The 19,491-nt window shown below is 41.5% G+C and carries 20 protein-coding genes; 9 read left to right on the top strand and 11 right to left on the bottom strand.

All coding sequences use genetic code 11. From position 1 onward, the window contains the following. Together V7L01_RS02605 and V7L01_RS02600 are read right to left on the bottom strand one after the other, a co-directional pair. Positions 1-1,584: tetratricopeptide repeat protein (locus tag V7L01_RS02605; RefSeq protein ID WP_335031652.1), on the bottom strand; the 1,584-nt coding region annotated here is incomplete at its 3' end. 104 nt (positions 1,585-1,688) lie between these two features. Further along, positions 1,689-2,051 (bottom strand): hypothetical protein, encoded by a 363-nt coding sequence (locus V7L01_RS02600; RefSeq protein ID WP_335031650.1) that lies wholly within the window; start codon positions 2,049-2,051, stop codon positions 1,689-1,691. Positions 2,052-2,669: 618 nt separating this feature from the next. On the opposite strand from V7L01_RS02600, the gene V7L01_RS02595 reads away from it, so the two are divergent. Next, positions 2,670-2,948, top strand: a complete 279-nt coding sequence (locus V7L01_RS02595) for a hypothetical protein (protein WP_442936930.1) — start codon at positions 2,670-2,672, stop codon at positions 2,946-2,948. A gap of 286 nt (positions 2,949-3,234) precedes the next feature. On the opposite strand, the gene V7L01_RS02590 is transcribed toward V7L01_RS02595, so the two are convergent. Next, on the bottom strand, positions 3,235-3,786 hold the full coding sequence (locus tag V7L01_RS02590) for a Uma2 family endonuclease (protein WP_335031646.1): 552 nt from the start codon (positions 3,784-3,786) through the stop codon (positions 3,235-3,237). Positions 3,787-4,057: 271 nt separating this feature from the next. Then, positions 4,058-4,240 carry a CsbD family protein gene (locus tag V7L01_RS02585; RefSeq protein ID WP_335031644.1) on the bottom strand — a complete coding sequence of 61 codons (183 nt, stop codon included), beginning with the start codon at positions 4,238-4,240 and terminating at the stop codon, positions 4,058-4,060. Positions 4,241-4,549: 309 nt separating this feature from the next. Between V7L01_RS02585 and V7L01_RS02580 the strand changes: the two genes are divergently transcribed. Both V7L01_RS02580 and V7L01_RS02575 read left to right on the top strand, forming a co-directional pair. After that, positions 4,550-5,437 (top strand): TIGR02587 family membrane protein, encoded by an 888-nt coding sequence (locus V7L01_RS02580; RefSeq protein WP_335031642.1) that lies wholly within the window; start codon positions 4,550-4,552, stop codon positions 5,435-5,437. Continuing rightward, positions 5,434-5,832, top strand: coding sequence for a TIGR02588 family protein (locus V7L01_RS02575; protein WP_335031640.1), 399 nt, complete (start codon positions 5,434-5,436; stop codon positions 5,830-5,832). The genes V7L01_RS02580 and V7L01_RS02575 overlap by 4 nt, the downstream gene beginning before the upstream one ends. A 263-nt stretch (positions 5,833-6,095) precedes the next feature. Here V7L01_RS02575 and V7L01_RS02570 read toward each other — a convergent pair whose 3' ends face one another. The 5 genes from V7L01_RS02570 to V7L01_RS02550 all read right to left on the bottom strand — a co-directional run bounded on the left by V7L01_RS02570 (position 6,096) and on the right by V7L01_RS02550 (position 10,663). Further along, positions 6,096-6,863: a ChaB family protein gene (locus V7L01_RS02570; RefSeq protein WP_335031638.1), complete on the bottom strand. Its 768-nt coding sequence runs from the start codon at positions 6,861-6,863 to the stop codon at positions 6,096-6,098. A 421-nt stretch (positions 6,864-7,284) separates the two neighbouring features. Further along, positions 7,285-7,824, bottom strand: a complete 540-nt coding sequence (locus V7L01_RS02565; protein ID WP_335031636.1) for a Dps family protein — start codon at positions 7,822-7,824, stop codon at positions 7,285-7,287. 370 nt (positions 7,825-8,194) lie between these two features. Continuing rightward, positions 8,195-8,554 (bottom strand): hypothetical protein, encoded by a 360-nt coding sequence (locus tag V7L01_RS02560; RefSeq protein ID WP_335031634.1) that lies wholly within the window; start codon positions 8,552-8,554, stop codon positions 8,195-8,197. A 736-nt stretch (positions 8,555-9,290) separates the two neighbouring features. Beyond that, entirely contained in the window at positions 9,291-10,391 is a 1,101-nt protein-coding gene (locus V7L01_RS02555) for a glutamate--cysteine ligase (protein ID WP_335031633.1), read from the bottom strand. Next, entirely contained in the window at positions 10,391-10,663 is a 273-nt protein-coding gene (locus tag V7L01_RS02550) for a hypothetical protein (RefSeq protein WP_335031632.1), read from the bottom strand. The genes V7L01_RS02555 and V7L01_RS02550 overlap by 1 nt, the downstream gene beginning before the upstream one ends. Positions 10,664-11,034: 371 nt before the next feature. Here V7L01_RS02550 and V7L01_RS02545 point away from each other — a divergent pair, with 371 nt between their 5' ends. Together V7L01_RS02545 and obgE are read left to right on the top strand one after the other, a co-directional pair. Continuing rightward, a complete protein-coding gene (locus V7L01_RS02545) occupies positions 11,035-11,712 on the top strand; it encodes a Mo-dependent nitrogenase C-terminal domain-containing protein (RefSeq protein ID WP_335031630.1) in 678 nt (225 codons plus the stop codon). A 74-nt stretch (positions 11,713-11,786) separates the two neighbouring features. Next, on the top strand, positions 11,787-12,815 hold the full coding sequence (gene obgE, locus V7L01_RS02540; protein ID WP_335031628.1) for a GTPase ObgE: 1,029 nt from the start codon (positions 11,787-11,789) through the stop codon (positions 12,813-12,815). Positions 12,816-12,966: 151 nt separating this feature from the next. Here the strand turns inward: obgE and V7L01_RS02535 are convergent, their stop codons facing one another. After that, positions 12,967-16,014, bottom strand: a complete 3,048-nt coding sequence (locus tag V7L01_RS02535; protein ID WP_335031626.1) for a PAS domain S-box protein — start codon at positions 16,012-16,014, stop codon at positions 12,967-12,969. Between the two features lie 406 nt (positions 16,015-16,420). Here V7L01_RS02535 and V7L01_RS02530 point away from each other — a divergent pair, with 406 nt between their 5' ends. The 3 genes from V7L01_RS02530 to V7L01_RS02520 all read left to right on the top strand — a co-directional run bounded on the left by V7L01_RS02530 (position 16,421) and on the right by V7L01_RS02520 (position 18,121). After that, positions 16,421-17,026 (top strand): vWA domain-containing protein, encoded by a 606-nt coding sequence (locus V7L01_RS02530; RefSeq protein WP_335031623.1) that lies wholly within the window; start codon positions 16,421-16,423, stop codon positions 17,024-17,026. 69 nt (positions 17,027-17,095) lie between these two features. Continuing rightward, positions 17,096-17,701, top strand: coding sequence for a vWA domain-containing protein (locus V7L01_RS02525; protein ID WP_335031621.1), 606 nt, complete (start codon positions 17,096-17,098; stop codon positions 17,699-17,701). 27 nt (positions 17,702-17,728) lie between these two features. Beyond that, entirely contained in the window at positions 17,729-18,121 is a 393-nt protein-coding gene (locus tag V7L01_RS02520; protein WP_335031620.1) for a salt stress protein, Slr1339 family, read from the top strand. 72 nt (positions 18,122-18,193) lie between these two features. Here the strand turns inward: V7L01_RS02520 and V7L01_RS02515 are convergent, their stop codons facing one another. Then, on the bottom strand, positions 18,194-18,541 hold the full coding sequence (locus V7L01_RS02515; RefSeq protein ID WP_335031618.1) for a winged helix-turn-helix transcriptional regulator: 348 nt from the start codon (positions 18,539-18,541) through the stop codon (positions 18,194-18,196). Between the two features lie 283 nt (positions 18,542-18,824). On the opposite strand from V7L01_RS02515, the gene V7L01_RS02510 reads away from it, so the two are divergent. Further along, a complete protein-coding gene (locus V7L01_RS02510; protein ID WP_335031616.1) occupies positions 18,825-19,439 on the top strand; it encodes a hypothetical protein in 615 nt (204 codons plus the stop codon). Positions 19,440-19,491 lie beyond the last annotated feature (52 nt).

Genomic DNA, 19,491 nt, shown 5'->3' with positions numbered 1-19,491 from the left:
CGAGAGGGCAATTCCCCGGATGTTCCAAGTCTCATCGTTATTTGGATTAATTTTCAGTGCTTGGTCGTAAGATGCAACAGCTTCTTCGTAGCGTTCCAACTTCGAGAGGGCAATCCCCCGGATGTTCCAAGCTTTATCATCGTCAGGTTTAATTTTCAGTCCTTGGTCGTAAGATGCAACAGCTTCTTCGTAGCGTTCCAACTTCAAGAGGGCAATCCCCCGGATGTACCAAGCCGAATCGTTATTTGGATTAATTTTCAGTGCTTGGTCGTAAGATGCAACAGCTTCTTCGTAGCGTTCCAACTTCGAGAGGGCAATCCCCCGCTTGTTCAAAGCTTTATCGTCGTCTGGTTTAATTTTCAGTGCTTGGTCGAAAGATGCAACAGCTTCTTCGTAGCGTTCCAACTTCGAGAGGGCAATCCCCCGCTTGTACCAAGTCTCATCGTCATTTGGATTAATTTTCAGTGCTTGGTTGTAAGATGCAACAGCTTCTTCGTAGCGTTCTAACTTCGAGAGGGCAATCCCCCGCATGTACCAAGCTTTATCATCGTCATTTGGATTAATTTTCAGTGCTTGGTCGTAAGATGCAACAGCTTCTTCGTAGCGTTCCAACTTCGAGAGGGTAATCCCCCGGATGTACCAAGCTTTATCATCGTCAGGTTTAATTTTCAGTGCTTGGTCGTAAGATGCAACAGCTTCTTCATAGCGTTTCAAATTCCACAGCGCAATCCCCCGGATGTACCAAGCTTTATCATCGTCAGGTTTAATTTTCAGTGCTTGGTCGTAAGATGCAACAGCTTCTTCGTAGCGTTCCAACTTCGAGAGGGCAATCCCCCGCTTGTTCCAAGTCTCATCGTCATTTGGATTAATTTTCAGTGCTTGGTCGTAAGATGCAACCGCTTCTTTGTTGCGTTCCAAAGCCCTCAGCACAACGCCCCGGATGTACCAAGCCTGATCGTTATTTGGATTAATTTTTAGTGCTTGGTCGTAAGATGTTACAGCTTCTTCGTAGCGTTCCAAATCCGAGAGGGCAATCCCCCGGTAGTACCAAGCCTGATCGTTATTTGGATTAATTTTCAGTGTTTGGTCGAAAGATGCTACAGCTTCTTCGTCGCGTTTCAAAATCCGTAGAGCAATCCCCCGGATGTACCAAGCTTTATCGTTATTTGGATTAATTTTCAGTGCTTGGTCGTAAGATGCAACAGCTTCCTCATAGCGTTGTAATTTAATTAATGCAATTCCTCTACCTTGCCAGTCTTCTGAATCTTGGGCGGCAAGTGCGATCGCTTGCTCCAAATCTGCTTGTGCTTGCTGCGCTTGGTCAATTTTTTGGCAAGCCAATCCTCGCCATACTAGCGCCAAAATGTAGTTTGGCTTAATTCTCAAAGCTTTGTTTAGATATTCAATAGACTCGTGGTATTGTTCCAGACGATAACAAGTTAGACCCAACCCATAACTTACTTTAGGGTTTTGCGGTTCTAGTACAGCAGCTTGCTGAAAAATCTGTAAAGCTGCTTGGTACTCTCCCCGATCCAGTTGGTTGTGTCCTTGCTCTAGTAAACTTGCTACGTTAGGATTTGGCATTATTACCCAAAGTCCAATAATTTAATTGATATCATAACTTATTGGCTAAATAAGAGGCTGTTTATACCAGGGCTTACGCAGTATCACCGCATAAGCCCTGTTTATCAAACAACAGCCCCTTGTTTAGGCTGACGCACCGGACGTTTGCGATCGCTTCGACGAACGCCCCCCGCCATTTTGTACTCATCGCTATTCTTGCCATACTTTGCAGCTACACTCAGTAACATGTGTTCTGTTAGTTCCATTAGCGACTTTTCGGTAACTTCTAAAGCTTCCTGAGTCATATCCACGGTGGAGAGGCTTGAGTTATAAGCTTCCAACTTGTCTTGCGTTGTTTTGATAAGGGTTGCAAAGGCGTCAATTGTTACCCCATTCCCTAAGTCTAAGGTGGGACTGATCGATTTCAAAGCCGCAATCCGACGCTGCGCTCTATCAATTACTTTAGACCCGCGTTTTAGACGTGACATAAATCACCTTTCTGTTATTAATAATGCGCCAGGATAAAACTGATTTCTAACCTGGACTGTACAGCACTAGCATAGACAGAATTAGGGTTACTTGACACCCGCATTATTCAGTATAAATTAAATTATTTACTACAAATATATAAAATATTTTTGCGTAAATTCTTGTAGGTTGCCCGAATTCAATAAACGACTACCCGAATTCAATAAACGACTACCCGAATTCAATAAACGACTACCCGAATTCAATAAACAACTACCCAAATTCGATAAACGACTACCCGAATTCAATAAACGACTACCCAAATTCGATAAACGACTACCCGAATTCAATAAACGGCTACCCGAATTCAATAAACGGCTACCCGAATTCAATAAACGAACTTATAGCAATCTTATTTGAGTTGTGAAAATTTTTGTTATGGTCGTCCTTGGTCAGTTGTAATTACAAAGGACAAATGACTAATAACATCTTCACGCCTAATCTATGTAAAAATACTTAAAAAACTATTGACAAGTATAAAATAATACTATAAATTGAAATAAGAAAGGCGATCGCGGACTCTTGGCCGAGGGCGATCGCCTTTCATTTAACCCCTACAATTGGAGTCAAGTATGATCATTGCACAATCAAAAAAGTTTGCCAAATCACAACAAAAGCAGTATTTACCTACCCAAGGCAATAATGCACCCCCTCTGAATCTATCTAACCAAAAGCGATCGCCAAAAAGAGAACCGATCAAACATTTATTGATTGGTTCACCAAAAGCCGTTACCAGCACAATTCACTTGTTGCAAGTTCTCGGCTATGCGAACGTTGGTGATTGGAGTGCCCTACTACCAACAGGTAATCCACATGAAGTTATGAGTATTTTAAGCCGTCAGATTTTGATGCAATAACTCAGTCAAACACGATCTAGTCTCCTCCCCTTTATAAGGGGAGGGTTAGGGTGGTGTAAAACTGACACAAAAACTCAGTGAGTGAACTATTTCAGACTTGTGTGTACACCCTAGCCCTTTATAAGGGGAGAATCAGGGTGCAATACAGTTCAGTTAAGCTTTTGTTCTCTAAAGAAAAAATATGGCATTCCTCGTATCGATGTAGTTGACTATGCTTGCGATCGCTATATTATTTTTTCGCGAAGAGCAATTGAATATGCTTTCATCAAAAGATATTGTAATTACCTTAACTGTTAATAATCTGTTCTACCGCAACAGAAATATCTGGAAACGCCAGAGGTTGAATTGTTCCCGCAGTCAATGTCAATTTCGTGGCGTACTCTCCATCTAATATTTCTCGAAACACCACTAGGTGTAGCTTTTTAAGGTTGACAACCCAATACTCTAAAATACCTGCTTCTGCGTAGATTTTGCTTTTTATCTCTAAATCTTTTTCTAAATTGGAGTTAGCATACTCAATCAACCAGAAAATATTTTCTGGATAGGGATGATGCTCTCGATATTCGCGTCCTAAACGTTGGACAATGGCAATATCTGGTTCTGGCTCCGAGTCGTTTGGTAAGGTGATAGGCTTGGCATGACGAATTTTGGCGCGTTCAGCCAATAACTTTGCTAGATACTCACCAGATTCATCACTACAATAAGCATGAGGTTCCCCTTCCGGCGACATTTCGACAATTTCTCCCTTAAGTAGTTCAACTTTGCGATCGCTCAAAATGCCAGCATCAATCATGCGGTGATATTCGTCAATCGTCCACTTTGCAACAATAACAGTCATGACGAATGATTCCTCCCAATGATTCGTGATATTTTCTTATCTTAAAGGTACTTCAAAGGAAGCCGCTAGCAGCAACAGTTAACAATTCAAAATTCAAACAATTTTTAATTAATAATTTTTAATTTTTAATTGGAGCGAAGCGACTTGACCCTTTCAAAATTTACGCTAACAACATAAAAACTCCACTTTCTCAAAGAAAGTGGAGTTTTTAATCTTAGACTATCATTAATAAATCATCGCTAGGATTGCTATTTGGACTGCAAAAACTAAATTAGTCTAAAGCTTTCTTAAGTTCGTCTTTGATGTTTTCTACAGTGTGGTCAATTTGGGCTTCAGCTTGCTTTGCTTGTCCTTCAGTTTTATCTTGTGGATTACCTGTTATTTCACCCACAACCTCTTGAATTTTCCCTTCAATATTTTTTGCAGTAGCTTCTATTCTTTTTTCAGTACTCATGGTTTTTATTTCCAGCTTGTAGTTGATTAACCTATTACATAAGCTAACAGTAGTGTATTATTTGTGACTTCCATCAAACGATACAATAATTTGGTGAATTATATATCTTAAGATAGATACGGAGTGCAACGTAACACCCATCTGAAAAAATATGAAGCTATTATAAATTCGCGGTATCCCGATCCCCGACTTCGTAAAGTTGCCGGGGATATAACTTTTCACGAATAATTTAGGACTACTATATGCCTTTTGGTAGAGAATTAGTATAAGTAAGTCAAAGCAAATTTTTAACAAAAGGAAAGCAAAGGAGTGGCAACAAAACCTCAAAAAAATGTATGGAGGAGTGAGATTAATGACATCATTCGGGGTGCTTGCGGAGGTTTTTTATTTGGCATACCCTTGCTGTACACAATGGAAGTTTGGTGGATTGGCTCGCTGGCAAAAGCACAACTGATAATGACAGCGATCGCATTGATGTTTATTGTGGTTTACTTGCTCAATCAGATAGAAGGCTTTCGCAAACGCAGATATAGCTGGCTAGCTGCTCAAACCGCAATCGATACCGTCGAAGCGATCGCGATCGGAATAGCTTGTTCTACCTTTGTGCTATTACTATTGCGAGAATTGACACCAGAAACCTCCCTAAAGGAATCTTTAGGTAAAATCATCTTTGAAAGTGTGCCCTTTGCTGTTGGTGTAGCATTAGCGAATCAGTTGTTGGGAGAGACTGAAAACAGTAATGGAAAAGGACAAGGAAGCGATCGGGAAAATAGCACAACCAAGAACAAAGGGGATGAGTTACACACCACCTTTACTGATGTGGGTGGAACGCTGATTGGTGCAACCATAATTGCATTTAACATCGCTCCCACAGATGAAATTCCTATGCTTGCAGCCGCAACCTCTCCACCTTGGGAGTTGGCAATGATCGCCGCATCGTTGCTAATTTCTTATGGCATTGTATTTCAGGCAGGTTTTTCTAACCAGCAAAAACGTAAAGAGCAAAAGGGAATTTTTCAACGACCATCAAGCGAAACCATTATGTCCTACTTAGTATCATTGCTAGCAGGCGCTTTTATGCTGTGGTTCTTTCAAAAGTTAACTCTTAGCGACCCTTGGACAATGTGGTTAGATCACACATTGATCCTGGGTTTACCTGCAACTATTGGTGGTGCAGCCGGAAGGTTAGCAATATGACTGAAACAGAACAACAACCAAAGCGCTCAATAGCTGAGTGGATAACATTCAGCATCGCCTCATTCATCCTAGCAATCATTGTGAGTCTGGTGGGCTACACTTGGCTGAACGAAAAAAATCAACCTCCCATCCTTTCTGTTACCAAAAAACAAACAATTCGGGAAATTGATGGCCAATTTTATGTCCCCTTTGAAGTTGTAAATAGTGGAGGAGATACAGCAGAGTCAGTGCAAATTATGGCTGAGTTACTGATTAACGGTAAAGTTACAGAAACAGGAGAGCAACAGATCGACTTTTTATCTAGTGGGGAGACTGAAGAAGGCGCATTTATATTCAGCCAGAACCCGCGCCAAGGTCAGTTAAATGTGCGTGTTAGTAGCTATAAATTGCCTTAGTGAAGATTTAAAACCGCAGACAAACATAGAGTTATATCATGTCCGCTTGATTACTTATTAAACCCGAAGAACCCCACCCCGCCAAAGCTACCCTTTGTCTCCCCTCCCGAAGAGCGGGGAGGGGTTGGGGGTGGGGTGCAATGACTCTGGGAATCATAACTATTTATCTGGACATGATAAGGGTGGCTATCTCGCCCAGCCTTAACTAAATGCGGGCAAGATAGCCACCCGATAAAATTGGATAATTTATTTTTTGGAAATCTTTAAGCTTTAACCTTAGCTTTTGACCAAACGCCGTTTTCATCTTCATCATATTGCTGATGAACAGACTCCCAAGCGGCTTGTTCGGCAGTGAACTCGTCATTTTTCTCATTGAAGACAGTGTTATAGCGCTCAATAAATGTGCGTTGAGCTTCATCAGAAAGATGAGCGCGAACCTCAGGAGACAAGTCGTCTGGGCTGTTGCACTGTCCAGGACAAGGACGAGCAAAGGTTTTTTCAATTGTGTGAATTTCTTCGCCACCAGCACTTTCGAGCAGCAAATTAAATTCGCCAGCGCGATCGCTCGGAACTTCTGCCATCACTAAAAACTCGCCAGCTTGTAAGCGCGTTTGGTAGATAGCCGCTTTATCTTCTGGCATCCCCAAAGTAGTTAGAACCGATACTAGACCGGCACCTGCACTACCTGCGATCGCTCCACTAGCAGCCCCCAACAGCACTGCACCAATAGGCCCTGCTGCCACGATTGAACCGACAAAAGGAATAAACAGTACGCCTACACCCGTGAGCAAGCTGAGAAAGGAACCAAACAAGGAACCAAAAACTGCCCCTGTTCTCAAACCCCCCACAATAACATCTTTTTTACTAATAAAGCCAGCGATTCTAGTTTCTGACTGGAAGTTTCTGCCCATGACCGAAATATGATCTCTAGGCACACCCCTGTCTAATAAACGGCGAATCACATCATCAATTTGCTTCTGTTCTTTAAATACAGCAGAGATAGTCCGTTCTGCTTTATATACTTCTGACACTTAAATACTCCTTGTCTGATGTTTAGGACTTACGCAGCATAGATTCCCCAACCCCCTTAAAAGGTTGCCTTTTAAGCTCCCCTCTTTTTTCGGCTACGGTGTACACACATTTTTGTACAAAATCAAAATCTTTGTAGATATTCCTAAATCCCCCGATAAGTTGGGAGACTTTAAGAAGTTTTTGCCCTCCTAAAAAAGGGGGGTTGGGGGGATCAAAAACTTGTGGAACAACTCTAGAAGACTTGTGTCTACACCGTAGGTTTTTAAGGGGGGAGCAAGATTTCAGGTTTTAAATCTGTAAGTGCTGATGTTGTTTTTGCAATGAAGATGGTGAATATGCAGGGAGATTAATTCTTTCACACCAGTTAGAAGGAGGAATCAATCTTCCTTCTAACTCGTTTCCCAGACAATTATCCTCAACTTAGACACCTACAGGAGTCTTGGCCCCTTCTGCCGGCTGTCTACCATCTGGGCCCAGTGCTTCGCCTTCAATGAATGAACGTAACATCCAAGCCATTTCTTCATGCTGTTCCATCAGTCCAGTCAGAAAGTCAGCAGTTCCCTGATCGTGGAACTTGTCACCAGACTGATCTACATGGTCTCTTAAGTTCCGAATAACCTGCTCGTGATCGTTCACTAGATTAGATACCATCCCCGTTGCTGTGGGAACATTACCAGCATGTTCCTTGAGGGTAGCAATCTTGAGAAATCCTTCCATTGTGCCAACTGGATAACCGCCCAAAGCACGAGTCCGCTCTGCTAAGGCATCAATATTTAGAGTCAGCGTTTGGTAGTGTTCTTCCCAAAGCTGGTGCAAAGAGCGGAACTGAGGGCCAACGACATCCCAGTGATACTTTTTGGTTTTCACCAACAGTAGATAAGCATCTGCCAAATCTTGATTTAACAGATTAATTACACCTTGACGCTGTTCTTCACTCAAACCAATGTTTATCGAACGCATTGTTTTCCATCCCTAAGCAAACTTATCTATTAACTTCTCAAATTTCAGATAGATTCCACATCAACCAAAGGTAACATTGTCGGCTGAAATTAATTATATGCCTATGCCTTAATAGGTAGTGTTAAGCCAATACTCTAGTAATTGGCGAACTTTATTGTTTTTTGGCTACAACAATAAAATATACTAAATATAATTATAAATTAAGATATGTTTAATCAAAACTATGCACAGCCAGTTTCACCATAGATGCTCAGGGCGAACATATTTTTATAATTAAATTGTAGTCTTCAGGTTAACAATACTAATTAGTAATGGGTAACTGCATTTACGCAATTACCCATTACTACTGTAAAATTACCAGAACTTTAATTTAGTTCTTACCTGTAACTTTCTCCAACACATTCTTTATATTTTCTTCAACTGAGGTTGCACCTTGTGAATTTTCTGGACGCTTCTGCTTGTCAATATCAGCCGCTCCCTGAACCTCATTTAATCCTTCGCTAGTCTCTTTTTGAGTCTTTTTCAATCCTATTGGTGGTTCTTTGCCGGCTTGGTCAGTTTTGGCCTGAATGTCAAGCAGTTGTGTAGTACCTTCGGTAGACTCACTTTGGTAGCTATCGATCGCAAAAGCAGGAAAAGCACTAGATAGCAATAGTAAGGCACAAGTAAAAGCCACAACTAGGAAGCGTACTGGACTTAGGATAGATAAAACAGAAGCAATGATTTTCATTTGAGATCCTCGATAACAAACAGCTTTAACAACGCAGAACTTTTACAGAAAGAGCCAAGCTTATACCTTATTTAGCAAATTCGAGCAATAATAAAACAACCAAGCTGTGCTTCAATCTGGAAGTTCTTTTAGAAACCAACCTGACGAAATTGTCTTTATTGTTTTTGTATTTATGCATCGAATGAGTAAGGGATAATAAGCAAATACCACCTTCATTCATTAGCCAAATAATTACATTTAATATTGACGTTCTTCGTTTTCCAGGCTCCCTATTTCTACTTTTACTTGGAAAACCCTAAGGTCTGCATCAATCTCTAGAATGAACTTTCCTCCATCTTTAGTTATAATAAAATCAGTCTCTAGGTATATCGACTTAATATAGTTTTGGCAAGTTAATGCTCTACTATTTATGTTCAATTAGCTCGACTTTATCCAATCAGTAGAAAAACTTTTGCAGGATCTTGTGTTTACTGCTTATGCATCTGAATAGTTTATGCCAAAAGCTATAAAAAATACTTATAATACGCAAGATTACACAGCGAATCTAAGGATTTATATTATGAATATTAATATCCAGTAGATTAAAACAGATGTACTTGTCATTGGCGATCGCGACGTAATTAACTCCCTATAATAAACTTTAGATGACCCAGACGAAGAAGTGTCTATCCAAGCGCAACGGGCAATTTCAGAAGATTAAAATAGAAGCTTTAAAAGTCCTCATCCCCAATTTCCTCTAAACTTGATAAGTCTGCCTGATTACCTCCTCTATTGAACTTAGGCGATGGAACATTTCTATTAATTCATGCGATCTTGTTTTTCGCTTCGCCAGCAGCACTTTTAATGGCGTTAAATAATCAACATCTGGGTCGTTTCTCAAAGCAACTTCGGCTGCTTGCAAGACTTTTGTCGCATTTCCAAAAATATCCTCGTTGTCAAACCCTTCTTTTGCAGAAAGTTGATGTAACTCTGCATCGGGTACAGTTGCTCTACCCAGCAAGGTTTCATCTAACACCAAACCTTTCAATAATGTCAGCAAAGCTGCATAGATAGAAAAATCATCACAACTATCACAAGCCTTAAATTCAATGCGCCCCACTTCAGCCGGAATGCGGGCGATTTTTGTCAAGGGAGGTATGCTATTAATCAGTTGTTCCTGTTTCTGAATAAAAACTAGGGCTGCTGGTCTTTTTCCGGTTCTGATAAACGTTCGTACCGATAGCCCATCCCATAAACCTCCCTTATAAAAAGGAGAACTATAACTAAAAGGGACGATATATGGACTATAATAAGTTAACTTTTTGCCAATATCAATCACGTTTTCAGGGGACAAATATGACAGTGAAATATTTAAATCTGGCCCGTATGAAACCATGTGAATATTAGCAGTTTGTTCGTCAGGATAAGCCTCTAGCTGTTTGATTTCATAATCGTTTAATGGGGGTTGAGGCTCAAAAACCGGATTGTAGGGATTAAAACTGACCAAAACTGGTGATAAATTAAAGTTAGCAGCAACCTCACGTAGCAAATGAAAACTTTCTGATAATTCAGTTATAGCCCCTTGAATATCAGAATGTATAGTAGTTCTTATTTCAATACCTTTAACATGACAATCTATCACCTTGTCGGAATCCGCAAATCTTTCAAATCCCTCAATGTACCATCTCTTCATCTTAATACCTGCATCACCGACGCGTAGTTGAGGATAGTCGCTGGGGTATGTAGGTAGCTTTTCAATAATTTGATTGAAATCAGCAAACTTTGTGTGGGAAAAATCAGCAAATTTTCCTTCTTTATTTAGAAAAGCGACTTCATGCTCAATGCCAAATAAAAACATTATGTATACCTTAATTGCTTATTGAGGGGTGCGTACCCACTTCCGAGGATAGTTCCTCGTAAATAACCTATGTGAGAACTTTTTGCAGTAGTAAAATTATCAAATTCGTAGTTGATGCCTGCGGTAACCCAAAGCGGGAACGCTGCAATAATCTCAGATGATTTAGGATCTACTATAATTGGTTCTGTTGCCTGAAGCTGACAAGCTCTAACCCAGAGCGGCATTGGTGATGTTTCTTGAATGATGTCGAGGTGAACTTTGGTTTTATTCATGAATACCTCCACAACACAGATTAAATCTCCCTTTTCAGTTTAAGTAGAAAAAATTCTCAAGATACCTCTCAAATGGATTTTACCCCAAGACCGACTGTTGCGATTTGAAAACTTCTCTGGTTTAGGGACTTCCAGAGAATAAATTACCCAATTTATTTAGATGATATTTTTCTTTTCCCCCTGCCCCCTGCCCCCTGCCCCCTGCTCCCCTGCCTCACAGCGATTGATTATTTTTTTAATTGGAAGTCCCTTATGTCTTTAGGCGGCTACGCCTACGCGCTCTCTTGATTATTCTCTGCTGTCCCACTATCTTCATAGTCACTGGGTAGGGTAGCTTAGTAGTGACTGAGGAAAGCTTGAGACGTGAGTTTATGACAAGTACCGTTCAATCCCCCTACAGCAACGAACAGATTGCCGCTTGGTTGCGTGGACTGCTTACTATTGCTTGGGCTGATGGTAATTTTGACGATCGAGAACAGGAATTAATTGCCACCATCACCAAAGATGAATTAGCTCCTAAAATTAAATGCGACTCACTAGAGGTAATTACGCCAGAAGAATTAGCCGCAGTGTTGGGTAAAGGGACACCAGCTGCGGAAAATTTTTTAAGGACAGGGATAATGGTAGCGATCGCAGATGGTACTTATTCTCCCACCGAAGATGAGGTTCTGCATCAGTTCTGCCAAGCCTTAGAACAGCCAGATAATTTACTAGAAGCCCTTCGCCACACCTTAGAATACCCACAGCAAGTTACCCCTGCGATCGCCAGCCCTGCACTTACAAAGCGTCAAATTAATGCACTACACCCCCTACGCGACTGGCTGGATAAGCTAGATATCCAAGACCCAAGAGTAGCCCGCTTTTTGTGTAAAATGATTCCCTCCCAGTGTCCCTTTGAGCGGGATGTCACCCTATTTGGACGCAAGGTTGTCCACATCCCGCCGATGTGTAAAATTAACCCCTTGTATGAGCAACTAGTGGGCTTACGTTTCCGCGCCCTCTCTTATCTAGCAGATAAATGTGGTGAAGATATTTCACCATATATTTAGTTAAAGTGAAGAGTGAGGAGTTATAATTTTTTACTCCTAATTCCTAACTCCTCACTTTTCACTATTATTTAAGTATGCAATTTATCGACCAAGCAAAGATTGAAGTTGAAGCTGGTAAGGGTGGCGATGGGATTGTCGCCTTCCGGCGGGAGAAATACGTGCCGACTGGTGGCCCCTCTGGTGGTAATGGCGGAAGAGGCGGGTCGGTATTTTTTGTTGCCGACGAAAACCTACAAACCTTGCTGGACTTCAGATACAACCATCGCTTTCAGGCAGAAAAAGGGACTCGTGGCGGCCCAAATAACTGCACTGGAGCAGCAGGAAAGGATTTAATCATCGAAGTTCCCTGTGGTACAACCATTTATGATGCTGAAACTGGCGAAATGTTGGGGGATTTAACTGAGCCTAAGCAGACTTTGCTGATTGCTCAAGGTGGTAAAGGCGGACTAGGAAATCAGCATTTCTTGAGTAACCGTAACCGCGCCCCAGAATACGCCCTCCCAGGATTACCAGGGGAAATAAAGCAGCTGCGCCTAGAGTTGAAACTTTTGGCAGAAGTGGGGATTATTGGCTTACCAAATGCTGGTAAATCCACTCTAATTTCATCTTTATCAGCAGCACGTCCAAAAATCGCAGACTATCCCTTCACTACCCTCATCCCAAATTTGGGTGTAGTGCGGAAACCTACTGGTGATGGTACTGTTTTCGCCGACATTCCCGGACTAATTGAGGGAGCGGCTCACGGTGCAGGACTGGGACACGATTTCTTGCGCCATATCGAGCGCACGCAAGTGTTACTTCACTTGATTGATGCCACTAGTGATGATGTGGTTAGAGACTACAACACAATTAAGGAAGAATTACAAGCTTATGGACGGGGTTTAGCAGAACGCCCGCAAATTTTGGCGCTGAACAAAATTGATGCAGTCGATCGGGAAACTGTTGATTTGGAGGCGTTAGCTACCCAACTTAATCATCTCTCCTACGCCCCGGTTTTTGTGATTTCAGCGGTTACTCGTACTGGGTTAGAGCCGATGTTACAAGAAATCTGGGGAATTCTCGACCAAATGAAGGTTCGTGAAGAAGTTGAGGTATTTAGATAATTCGTAATTCGTAATTCGTAATTACTACTTGAAGAAGGGAAGTAGTTGTTGGCAGCAGAAATACTTTGTTTTTTAGTCACAGGATAAAGCTTTCAAAATTATGAATTACGTAGCTTGCTTCTTGCCAGAGGCGAGTATTATTTATTACGAATTATGTTGACGTATCCTGAATCAGAGGAATCTTAATCACAAACTCAGCGCCTTGTCCTGGCTGCGAAAGACATTTTAAGGAACCGCCATGTCTTTCTGTAATGATTTGGTAACTAATGGCAAGTCCCATCCCCGTACCTTTGCCGATGGGCTTAGTGGTAAAGAAGGGATTAAATAGTTGTTTTTTAACATCTTTTGGTATTCCCAATCCATTGTCGGCAATCTTAATTGTTACCTGATTTCGCTTCTGTAGTTGAGTGCAAATGCGAATTTGCGGGGCAGTCATTTGCTCTACCCTTCGGGCCTTTTCCTCAGGGATAGGATAAATGACCAATGACTCTTCTAAGGCATCGATCGCATTTGACAAAATATTCATGAATACTTGATTTAGCTGCCCAGCGTAACATTCAACCAGCGGCAGTTTGCCGTATTCTTTGATTATTTCAATTGTCGGGCGTTGGTCATTACCCTTGAGGCGGCTTTGCAAAATCATCAGAGTACTGTCGATTCCCTGATGAATATCAACAGCTTTCATTTCGGCTTCATCTAAGCGCGAAAAAGTTCGCAAGGAAAGCACAATTTCCCGAATCCGGTCTGCCCCAACTTTCATTGAGTTGATTATTTGTGGCAAATCTGATTTCATAAATTCCAGTTCGATTAGTTCTGCAAAATCCTGAATTTCTAGCACAGGTTCAGGATAATTATTTTGGTAAAGTTGCAAAAGTGAAAGTAAATCTTGGGTGTATTCTTTGGCAGGAATGAGGTTGCCATTGATAAAATTCACCGGGTTGTTGATTTCATGTGCCACTCCTGCAACTAGTTGACCCAAACTGGACATCTTTTCAGTTTGAATTAAGTGAGTCTGGGTGTGTTTAAGTTCGCGGAGTGCAACTTTAAGTTCTTCGGCTTGTTGTCGTAGTTGCGCTTCCGACTTTAGCAGGGCTTCCTTGGCTTGTTTACGTTCTGTGATGTCTCTAGCAACAGCTACCTGACAAAAAGGCTCTCCTGTTTCAGGATGTTTAACCATGAACAGGCTGCAATCAGTAGGAATTTCTATGCCCGTTTGAAAATGCCTATGGCGAAACTCACCTTGCCAGAAACCATGTTGAGACATCAAAGGCATAATTTGTTGATGAAACTCTGCAAAGGCTTCTGGTGAATGAAAATCAACCACTGGTTTGGTTTTAGCTGCTTCCAGGCTACTAAGTCCCACCATCTTGAGTCCGGCAGGGTTCACATAGACAACTTGCCCTTCCATTGAAGAAATGCCAATAAAGTCACTGCTGTTTTCAACCAACGCTACAAATTTTTGCTGTTCCTCTTCTGCTCGTTTGCGTTCTGTGATGTCCAGCACCATTGAGGCAATGCCAAGCACCTGACCATCAGGAGCCACTAACGGGTTATTATGCCACTCACAGAGCATCGTTCTGCCATCTTTAGTAACGTTCTCGTTGATACTAAAACTTCCTCCACGTTGTGTTAGCAGGGCAGCGATAATCTCATTTACGTGTTTTTTGGCGCTCTCAGGAATTATCATCTCAAAACTATTCCCTAGCATTTCCTCTGTGGTGTATCCAAAGATTTTTTCTGCTGCCCGATTCCATGTCTGAATCTCAAAGTTGGAATTCCATTCAATAATGGCTAAAGGTGTTTGTTCAATCAGCAACGCCAGTCTTTGCTTTGAAGCCCTGAGTTCTGCCTCTGCTTGCTTGTATTCGGTAATGTCGCGATAATACCAAATCCTACCGTAATACTCTTCTAAAGGTGATATCCGATCGCAAGCCCCTAGCTGTTTACGCACGGGTGCAGAATAACGCTCAAAAATCTTTCCAGACTTGAGGAAAATTTCATCGCGGCTGCTTTCCTCTGGATGCTGGTAAAGATACTCCACCTTAGCCACAAATTCGTTTGGATTTACTAGTTTGTCTAATACCCATTCCACGAGTTGGCGATCGCTCCCTGCTTGAATCAGTGCCGCAGGAATTTGCCATAGCTGGGAGAATTTCTGATTAAATGATGTAACTGTAAGATTTTCATCAACAATCAGAATTCCGTCGATGGAAGCTTCTTGTTGAGCTTGGAGTACAGCATTTATCCGGTGTAGGTCTTTCTCTGCTTGCTGACGAGCGAGCTGTTCGCTGATGTCGCAAAGCAACCAACGCCAGCCGACCTGCTGTCCGTGTGAATCATACATAGCAACCATCTTGATGCTAGCCGGAAAGGCTGTACCTCTTCGTGGCTGTAGATCGACTTCCCAATCCTGCACCTGCTGCAAACTTGCCAGTTGCTTCATGAAGGTTTGGCGGTCTGATTCAGCGATAAACAAGATGAATGGTTTACCTACCAGATACTTTTGTCTCACAGATAGTAAGGCTGCGGCTACATAGTTAGCCTCTTTGATGATGCCGACTACATCAGTCACCAAGTAAGCATCTGGGGCGAGATCGAACAAATCTTGGTAACGCCGATGTTCTAATTGAGCCGTTTCACGAGCGATCGCTAATTCTTCGTTTTGTTGGCGCAGCTCTTCTTCAACTACCTGGAGTTCTTCCAGGGTTTCCCGAAGTGCCTCGCAGGTTTTCATAACAGCGGTAGTATCAGTAACTCTACCAGCCACACCCAGAATCCCGGCTTTATTCTGTAAAATGATGTCTCGAATACTACCCACCAGAAATTTATTACCAGTCTCATCCTCAAAGCAAGATTTTTTTGTAGAGATGAGATGAGTTATACCCTGAGCATCGGTAAAAAGATCCTGGCTCTCATTAGTAATATTTGTGGTAAAAACCAGTTCATCTTTTTCCCGCAACGCATCAGCTTCTGCTTGCGGAAAAAAATCATAATCTGACTTGCCAATTAATTCTTCTTGGCTATGACCGACGAGATCGCAGTAGGTATCGTTAAGTAATACCCAGCGATGTTGCCGGTCTTTGACAAAAATTGAGTCAGGTATGCTATCGATCGTCTGATACAGAAATGCCAAGGAGAAGTTTGGCGGCTGCGTGTTTTCTTTTTGGGCGGGGTTATTTAAGAATCTAGGATGGTTCATACCTGAATTTATCTCTAAAATTAAGTAATAAAGAAACCTCTCCCTGGTTTTACTAGGTAAAACAGTCCCTCTGCCAGTCCGAGAGGGATACACTTTAATGGAAGTTCAAAGCAGGGAAAGGTTTGTCGAACTCACATTTATTTAGCTCCGTGTGTGCCAGCAGGAGTAGTATTTATTATTCCCAGACTAAATATTGATGCAACAAGCAAACCTATTGCTAACTTTTGGTGTTTCCAGGAGATTGGGGACTAGGAAGATTTTGTTCAAAGATCCTATGCCAACGCATTTATCAAGTGTGGTGCAGCTTTTTTGAATAGCACAATTGATACAAATACTTAAAAGCCTTGCTTGCTCGTAAAAAAACGGAGTTAGACTAGAACCACAGGGTAACAATCAGAGGAATATTATGATGAGCGATCGCGACTATACATTAATCATTGACAAAAGCGGTAGTATGTCTACGCCCGATCAAGTGGGTGGTAGAAGTAGATGGGAGATAGCCCAAGAGTCTACTCTAGCTTTGGCAAGAAAGGCCGAACAGTTTGACCCCGATGGGATCACCGTTTACGTTTTTTCCGGTAGATTTAAACGCTACGATGATGTAACCTCAGCCAAAGTCGCACAAATATTTCTCGAAAATGACCCTGCTGGAACGACAAACTTAGCAGGTGTACTTCAGGATGCACTCAATAACTACTTTCAACGCAAAGCAGCCGGAAAAACTAAACCAAATGGAGAGACAATTTTAGTCATCACCGATGGTGAACCAGACGATCGCAAAGCTGTGTTTGAAGTCATTATTCATGCTACTCGCCAAATGGAACGTGATGAAGAATTAGCAATTTCGATTATTCAAGTAGGTTCAGATGCCCAAGCAACGAAGTTCCTCAAAGCTTTGGATGACCAGTTGCAAAGTGTCGGCGCTAAATTTGATATTTGCGATACCGTCACTTTAGACGACTTAGAAGAAATGAGCCTTGCAGATGTATTGAGCAATGCAATAACTGACTAATGGGTCGATCGCCCATAGTCCAGCAACCAATTTGAGATTTTAGATTTTAAATTTTGGATTGATTTAATAATGCTAGAAAATCGTGACTATACCTTGATTATCGACAAAAGCGGTAGCATGGCAACCCAGGATCAAAAGGGTGGTAGAAGTAGATGGGTTGCAGCCCAGGAATCTACTTTAGCTTTAGCTAGTAAGTGCGAACAATTTGACCCAGATGGTATCACTATCTATGTATTCTCTGGTAGATTTAAGCGATACGAAAATGTCACATCCAGCAAGGTATCACAAATATTTCGAGAAAACGATCCCTCTGGTACAACTGACTTAGCAGGTGTGTTAAAACACGCAACTGATGATTACCTTCAACGCAAAGCAGCCGGTCAAACCAAGCCAAATGGTGAAACCATTTTAGTAGTTACTGATGGTGAACCGGACGATCGCAAAGCAGTTATGAGGGTGATTATCGAAGCTTCTCGCCGCATCGATAGAGATGAAGAATTAGCTATTTCCTTCATTCAAGTTGGCACAGATCAGCAAGCTACCCGCTTTCTCAAACTCTTAGACGATGAACTTCAAAGCGCTGGTGCTAAGTTTGATATTTGTGACACAATTACTATGGAAGATATGGAAGATTTGAGTCTATCGGAAGTGCTACTCAATGCCATTAATGACTAACTATACTATTTATTAGGAATTGCAAAAATGGATTCCATTGATAAGCTGTTAGCCCAACTCGAAACTGAATACAAAGAAGTACAACCACAACAGCAGTCAAAATCAGCCACAGCTAAATCGTTTATCCCTTCATCGCCAAAGTCGGGATATTTCATGGATAATCTTTTGGCAGAAATTAAGGCTGATTTTGCAGAAGAGGATGCTGCTATTGAGTTAAAAAAACAGCAAGAGCTAGAACAGGAAAGGATTCGACAAGAACAACTCAAAGCCAAACAACTAGAGGTTTTGAAAGTACAGGCAAAAGAATGGTTAGCTAAAGTAGATCCACTTTCGTCGGAAGGACTTTGGTTTGAAAGGTTTGCTGAAAGTTATCCTTCAAAATTAGAGGCAGCGATTGAATATTTAAGAAGCAATGAGTAAACAATTTAAAGTTCAAAAATAAATCTAGCTATCTCAAGTTGAAAGTTAGCAATTATTATTTATTACCTATGCTCAATATTGATGGTGATTTGTTATAGCTAAATGTTGAACAGCCCATTCATGCATAGCATAAAGAATTGGTTGCAAAGTTTCTCCTAAAGGGGTCAGTGAATATTCTACCTTGGGTGGAATTTGGGGATAAACTTCTCGATGAATAATGCCGTCTTCCTCCATTTCTCTGAGTTGCTGGGTTAGCATCTTTTGCGTAACTCCAGGTAAAGCCCGTTGCAACTCACCAAAGCGTTTGACGCCAGTCATTAATTCTCTAATAATCAAAACTTTCCAGCGTCCGCCAATCACTTTTAGGGTAGTTTCTACTTCACAAGTCAGCCTGCGATGGTTTTCTGCTTCAGCTTTCATAGTTTTTTGTAGGAATAACCTGACTCAGGTTTGCTCGGTAGTACTGCTAGTTACAGCAGATTTCAAGCTTGTGAGGTACAAAAATACCCCACCCGCGCTATCGCGCACTCTCGCTTTAATTCTACGACAATAGATCCTGACTGTCTTCCGCAGTCAACTGGAGGCGGATGCATGATGATTACTGTAACAATAATCATGAAAGTGCGATCGCTTGTTTTATAATTGGATAGCTAGCTATCCAATCAAGTAGAGCCTTCCAAAGAAAGTAATCTCTCCACGCTTCATGCTCACACAAGAAAAAATCTTAATATTTCAAGCACAAGTAGAGCAGTTTCAGCGATACCTGGATTCTCCTAATGCACAACATGAAGCCAGCGCTAAACTAGCTGAAATAGTCAGTACTAGAGGAATTTCGCAAGATGAGCTTAGAGAAGAGATAGCTCAACTTCAACAAAAACTTCCTAAACTTGTCAAACTGCTTGAAAAAATTTGTGACAGAGCTAGCGTTGGGGAGTTAACAATACTGTACTTTGTCAAGTCCAATTTCCTTTTAAAGGAAATTTTAGACGGCGGATACTGGGTTTTCTACTGGGGAGAAGACGTAAAAAAAACATTTGAAAAGCTAACATCAGGTTCTGTCGCTCTATACAAAGACCTCAAAAGCGTAGTTACTCCTGAAACTCCCAAAAAAGACATAAATTATGTTGTCGTAGAAACCCTAAAACATAGTCTAAACTCACTCATTGAAGCAGGGTTACGAGTTAACGCGTTCTCCCAAGAGGACGTTAACGCATTCGATTTAGGAGACATAACTCCTCAAGAATCAGAAACTGTGTTAATCTTCCTATCAACAATGAAAAAATGGGAACCAGTTTACAAGAGACTTGCAGCATCCTAAATTTCTTGGGAAAGAAGACGTAATCCTTATACATGAAGCACTCGTCAGTGAA

The sequence above is a fragment of the Nostoc sp. genome (genome assembly GCF_036917095.1).
Taxonomy (GTDB): Bacteria; Cyanobacteriota; Cyanobacteriia; order Cyanobacteriales; family Nostocaceae; genus Nostoc.
The sequence above is the reverse complement of the archived record's forward strand: the minus strand, read 5'-3'. Positions and strand labels throughout refer to the sequence as shown.

What these genes read in the sequence shown, in the direction of transcription:
- V7L01_RS02600 (WP_335031650.1), bottom strand. Translation starts at nt 2,051, where the DNA reads ATGTCACGTCTAAAACGCGGGTCTAAAGTAATTGATAGAGCGCAGCGT.
- V7L01_RS02590 (WP_335031646.1), bottom strand. Translation starts at nt 3,786, where the DNA reads ATGACTGTTATTGTTGCAAAGTGGACGATTGACGAATATCACCGCATG.
- V7L01_RS02585 (WP_335031644.1), bottom strand. Translation starts at nt 4,240, where the DNA reads ATGAGTACTGAAAAAAGAATAGAAGCTACTGCAAAAAATATTGAAGGG.
- V7L01_RS02575 (WP_335031640.1), top strand. Translation starts at nt 5,434, where the DNA reads ATGACTGAAACAGAACAACAACCAAAGCGCTCAATAGCTGAGTGGATA.
- V7L01_RS02565 (WP_335031636.1), bottom strand. Translation starts at nt 7,824, where the DNA reads ATGCGTTCGATAAACATTGGTTTGAGTGAAGAACAGCGTCAAGGTGTA.
- V7L01_RS02560 (WP_335031634.1), bottom strand. Translation starts at nt 8,554, where the DNA reads ATGAAAATCATTGCTTCTGTTTTATCTATCCTAAGTCCAGTACGCTTC.
- V7L01_RS02555 (WP_335031633.1), bottom strand. Translation starts at nt 10,391, where the DNA reads ATGTTTTTATTTGGCATTGAGCATGAAGTCGCTTTTCTAAATAAAGAA.
- V7L01_RS02550 (WP_335031632.1), bottom strand. Translation starts at nt 10,663, where the DNA reads ATGAATAAAACCAAAGTTCACCTCGACATCATTCAAGAAACATCACCA.
- V7L01_RS02545 (WP_335031630.1), top strand. Translation starts at nt 11,035, where the DNA reads ATGACAAGTACCGTTCAATCCCCCTACAGCAACGAACAGATTGCCGCT.
- obgE (WP_335031628.1), top strand. Translation starts at nt 11,787, where the DNA reads ATGCAATTTATCGACCAAGCAAAGATTGAAGTTGAAGCTGGTAAGGGT.
- V7L01_RS02535 (WP_335031626.1), bottom strand. Translation starts at nt 16,014, where the DNA reads ATGAACCATCCTAGATTCTTAAATAACCCCGCCCAAAAAGAAAACACG.
- V7L01_RS02530 (WP_335031623.1), top strand. Translation starts at nt 16,421, where the DNA reads ATGATGAGCGATCGCGACTATACATTAATCATTGACAAAAGCGGTAGT.
- V7L01_RS02525 (WP_335031621.1), top strand. Translation starts at nt 17,096, where the DNA reads ATGCTAGAAAATCGTGACTATACCTTGATTATCGACAAAAGCGGTAGC.
- V7L01_RS02520 (WP_335031620.1), top strand. Translation starts at nt 17,729, where the DNA reads ATGGATTCCATTGATAAGCTGTTAGCCCAACTCGAAACTGAATACAAA.
- V7L01_RS02515 (WP_335031618.1), bottom strand. Translation starts at nt 18,541, where the DNA reads ATGAAAGCTGAAGCAGAAAACCATCGCAGGCTGACTTGTGAAGTAGAA.
- V7L01_RS02510 (WP_335031616.1), top strand. Translation starts at nt 18,825, where the DNA reads ATGCTCACACAAGAAAAAATCTTAATATTTCAAGCACAAGTAGAGCAG.